We start from the raw sequence: 3,373 nt of genomic DNA, 5'->3' as shown, positions 1-3,373 counted from the left end.
CGGTCTGGCTCGGCGTCCCGGCCGACGACCCGCTGCTGCTGGCCGCCCTCGCGGCGGCCAGCGCCCGGTTCCGCGGTGCCGTCCGCCACCCGGTCGCCCGCGCCGCAGGGGACACGATCCGGCTGTACGGCGACGGCACGGACCGGCTGCTGCTGCCCGTGGCGCCCGTCACCGCGGTCACCTCCGTGACCGTGGACGGCGCCCCGGTGACGGACTGGCGGCTGCGCGGGGACGCCGGGATCCTGCGCCGCACCGTCGGCTGCTGGCCGGACTGGGCCGAGGTCGTCGTGGTCTGCGACCACGGCTACGACCCGATCCCCGACGACATCCAGCAGGCCGTGACCGACCAGGCCCGCACCGTCTACACCGTCCAGCCCGGCGTGCAGAGCGTCCAGGCCGGCGGCGAGTCCGTCACCTACGGCGCCGCCGCAGCGACCGGCGTCACTGCCCAGTGGACCGAGGCCGTTGAGAACTACCGCCTCCGCCGCGGCGACCGCACCTGACCCCCGAGAGGACCACCCGCATGCCCATGTACGCCAAGGCCAAGGCCGGCCCGCCGGACCCGACCCAGCAGGTCGTAGACCTGGTCACGGTGCCCGGCTCGACCTCCACCATGACCGGCACCGCCCCGACCGTCGCCAACGCCGCCGCAGCCCCCACCCAGGCCGAGTACAACAACCTGTTGGCTGCCCTGCGCACCCGCGGCGTCATCGCCTGACGTGCCGGTCATCTTCCACCAGCGGGTGGTGCGGATCCGCCCGGGCACACGCACCGACCGCGCCGGCAACAGCCTGCCGAACTGGTCGCCCGCCGCGGTCACCCGGCTGCCCGTCGGCCGCCTCTCTGTGCAGCCGAGCACGCAGGCCGAGACCGCCGAGGCCGACCGGACCCGCGTCGTCACCGGCTGGCACGTCCTGTCCGCGCCCGGCACCGCGCCGGATGTCCGTTCCGGCGACCGGATCGAGTACGACGGCCTGCTCTGCGAGGTCGTCGGCGAGGTCGCCCGCTGGCCCGACCCGGTTACCGGGCGCACCCACCACGTCGAGTGGACCATGACCCGCTCGACCGGCTGAGCAGGAGGTGAACTCGTGCCGCAGCGTGTCGAGTTTGAGTTGGATGCCGCAGGTGTCCGCGAGGTGCTGGAGAGCCCTGAGGTCCGGCAGATGGTGGACGAGGCCGCCGGGCAGGTCGCCGAACGCGTGCGCGCCGCCGTCCCTGCCCCCGAGACGGTAGAGGCGCACCCGTACACCACGGACCGGCAGGCCGCCCGCGTCACCGTCGCCGACCGGCGCGCGATGGCCTGGCAGGCAAAGGACGGCATCCTCACCCGGGCCGCCGCCGGGATCGGCGCGGACGTCAAGGAGAGGGGCGGCCGATGAAGGCGCTCGTCACCTTCCCGGACGCGGCGGCGGAGGCCTGCCGGATCCTACGCACCGCGCTCGCCGCCCGGCCCGAGCCGTACGCGGCCGACGCCACGGTCGGCACCCGCGTGCCGGACGCCCGCTCCCCGGAGGACCCACGGCTGCCGCTTGTCCTCGTAGGCCTCGACGGTGCCACCCCAGCCCCATCCCGACTCAACGCCGAGGCGCTGCTGCGGATCAGCATCTGGCACACCGACGAGGACCAGGCCCACGACCTCGCGCAGCTCGCCGCGGCACTGCTGCACACCGCCGGCGGCCCAATCATTCGCTCCACCCGCCCGGGCACCGGCCCCGTACCCGGAATCGACCCGGACTCGCGCGTCCCGCTGGCCACCCTCACACTCACGGCCAACATCGCGCCCACCCCCCTGACCTGACCAACCACCTGGAGGACCGGCATGTCCGGAAACACCGGCAACGCGAGGCTGTGGACGGACGCTGACGTCTGGATCGCCTCCAGCCTCACCACCGCCAACCCCATCGACGCCAACACGCCGTTCGGTGCCGGCTGGACCATGGTCGGCCTGCTCGACGGCGACGACGGCATGCCCGAGAGCAGGGACGAGGACACCAGCGACTACTACGCCTGGGGCGGCATCCTTGTCCGCAGCTCGCGCAAGAACTTCAAGCTCACGAAGAAGTTCGGCGTCCTGGAGGACAACCCGGTCACCCGATCCCTGCTGTGGCCCGGGTCGACCGCCACCCAGATCGTCGTCCCCAAGCCCGTGCCCACGAAGATCGCGTTCGAGACCCGCGACTCGGCAACCGGCCTGACCGTGCGCCGGATCACCCGCAACTACGCGATCATCACCCTCGACGGCGACCAGGACGAGAACGAGACCGACCTGATGAAGTCGACGTTCGCCGCCGTCATCTACCCCGACGGCGGCCGCGTGCTGTTCGACAAGCAGACCAGCCAGGCCGTCACCTCGCTGGCCGTCGCCCCGGCCACGAAGACGCTCACCGTCGGCGGCATCGGCGCACTGACTGCAACCGCGACGCTCGCCGATGCCAGCACCCGCGACGTCTCCGCCGACCCGTACCTGTCCTGGACGACCAGCGCCCCGGCGAAGGCAGGCGTCCAGTACGGCTACGTCACCGGCGTCGCGGTCGGTGCGGCCACGATCACTGCCACCTACCAGGGCCTGACCGCGAGTTGCGCGGTCACCGTGTCCTGACCTGAGCCCCGGGGCGGACGAGCGCGCGGTCCGCCCGCCCCGGCCACCATCCCTGACCACCGCGCACCCCGGAGAGGACCACCGCGCATGTCCAACACCCGCCGCCCCCGCCGTCGTGACGACCGCCCGTACGACTTCAACCTCGACGCCGTCCAGGCCGCCGCCGAGCTCCGACCCTTCGTCGTCCAGCACGCCGGCCGCCGGTGGACGCTCGTCCACATGGACACTCTCGACGCCTTCGACCTGCTGGCCGCCGCCGACCACGGCGACGCCGCAGCTGCCCGTCGGATCTTCGCCCTCGCTCTCGGGGACGACTGGGACGACTTCCGCTCTCACCCGATGCCGCGCTACAAGCTCGACCGGATGTTCACCGCCTACCAGAAGCACTGCGGGCTCAAGCAGGGGGAAGGGCCGGCCTCTACCGACTCCTGACGGAGCACGGGGAGGCCATCACGGCCGACCTGCGCGCCGAGTACGGCGTGCGCCTGGCCGACCTCGGCACTGGCCGCCTCACGTGGATGGAGCTGGTCGCGCTGGTACGCGGCCTGCCCCCCACGTCCCGTCTGCACGCCGCCCTGGCCGGGCGGCCCGGCTGGACGCAGGCCGACTACCTGCTCGCCGACATCTGGGACGTGCTGGCCGGAGCGAACTGGCAGCGCGGCGGCGACAAGCACGCCTCCAGACCGAAGCCGTACCCCCGCCCCGGCGCCCGCAGTTCCCGCCGTGATCCGGCCGAGCGCGCCGCCGCACTGGCCGCCGCCCGCGACCGGGCCC

The 3,373-nt window shown here is 73.3% G+C and carries 8 protein-coding genes; all 8 read left to right on the top strand.

Annotation, left to right across the window (positions count from 1 at the left end):
• The coding region (locus KS423_RS41555; protein ID WP_224284909.1) for a mobile element protein at positions 1-503 on the top strand (503 nt) is incomplete at its 5' end.
• A 20-nt stretch (positions 504-523) separates the two neighbouring features.
• Positions 524-718, top strand: a complete 195-nt coding sequence (locus tag KS423_RS41550; RefSeq protein WP_224284908.1) for a hypothetical protein — start codon at positions 524-526, stop codon at positions 716-718.
• 1 nt (position 719) lies between these two features.
• The gene (locus KS423_RS41545; protein ID WP_224284907.1) at positions 720-1,073 is read left to right on the top strand and encodes a hypothetical protein; all 354 of its coding nucleotides are present in this window, start codon (positions 720-722) and stop codon (positions 1,071-1,073) included.
• A 15-nt stretch (positions 1,074-1,088) separates the two neighbouring features.
• Entirely contained in the window at positions 1,089-1,379 is a 291-nt protein-coding gene (locus KS423_RS41540; protein ID WP_224284906.1) for a hypothetical protein, read from the top strand.
• Complete coding sequence (locus KS423_RS41535; protein WP_224284905.1) at positions 1,376-1,798, top strand: hypothetical protein; 423 nt, start codon at positions 1,376-1,378, stop codon at positions 1,796-1,798. Before KS423_RS41540 ends, KS423_RS41535 begins: the two co-directional genes overlap by 4 nt.
• Positions 1,799-1,819: 21 nt before the next feature.
• A complete protein-coding gene (locus KS423_RS41530; RefSeq protein WP_224284904.1) occupies positions 1,820-2,599 on the top strand; it encodes an Ig-like domain-containing protein in 780 nt (259 codons plus the stop codon).
• Positions 2,600-2,686: 87 nt separating this feature from the next.
• Entirely contained in the window at positions 2,687-3,031 is a 345-nt protein-coding gene (locus tag KS423_RS41525) for a hypothetical protein (RefSeq protein ID WP_224284903.1), read from the top strand.
• An 86-nt stretch (positions 3,032-3,117) separates the two neighbouring features.
• On the top strand, positions 3,118-3,373 hold a 256-nt coding region (locus KS423_RS41520; RefSeq protein WP_224284902.1), incomplete at its 3' end, for a hypothetical protein.

The organism is Streptomyces sp. LS1784, assembly GCF_020103755.1.
Classification (GTDB): Bacteria; Actinomycetota; Actinomycetes; order Streptomycetales; family Streptomycetaceae; genus Kitasatospora.
The sequence above is the reverse complement of the archived record's forward strand: the minus strand, read 5'-3'. Positions and strand labels throughout refer to the sequence as shown.

Coding starts and splice junctions, on each gene's coding strand:
- KS423_RS41550 (WP_224284908.1), top strand. CDS start 524: ATGCCCATGTACGCCAAGGCCAAGGCCGGCCCGCCGGACCCGACCCAG.
- KS423_RS41535 (WP_224284905.1), top strand. CDS start 1,376: ATGAAGGCGCTCGTCACCTTCCCGGACGCGGCGGCGGAGGCCTGCCGG.
- KS423_RS41525 (WP_224284903.1), top strand. CDS start 2,687: ATGTCCAACACCCGCCGCCCCCGCCGTCGTGACGACCGCCCGTACGAC.
- KS423_RS41530 (WP_224284904.1), top strand. CDS start 1,820: ATGTCCGGAAACACCGGCAACGCGAGGCTGTGGACGGACGCTGACGTC.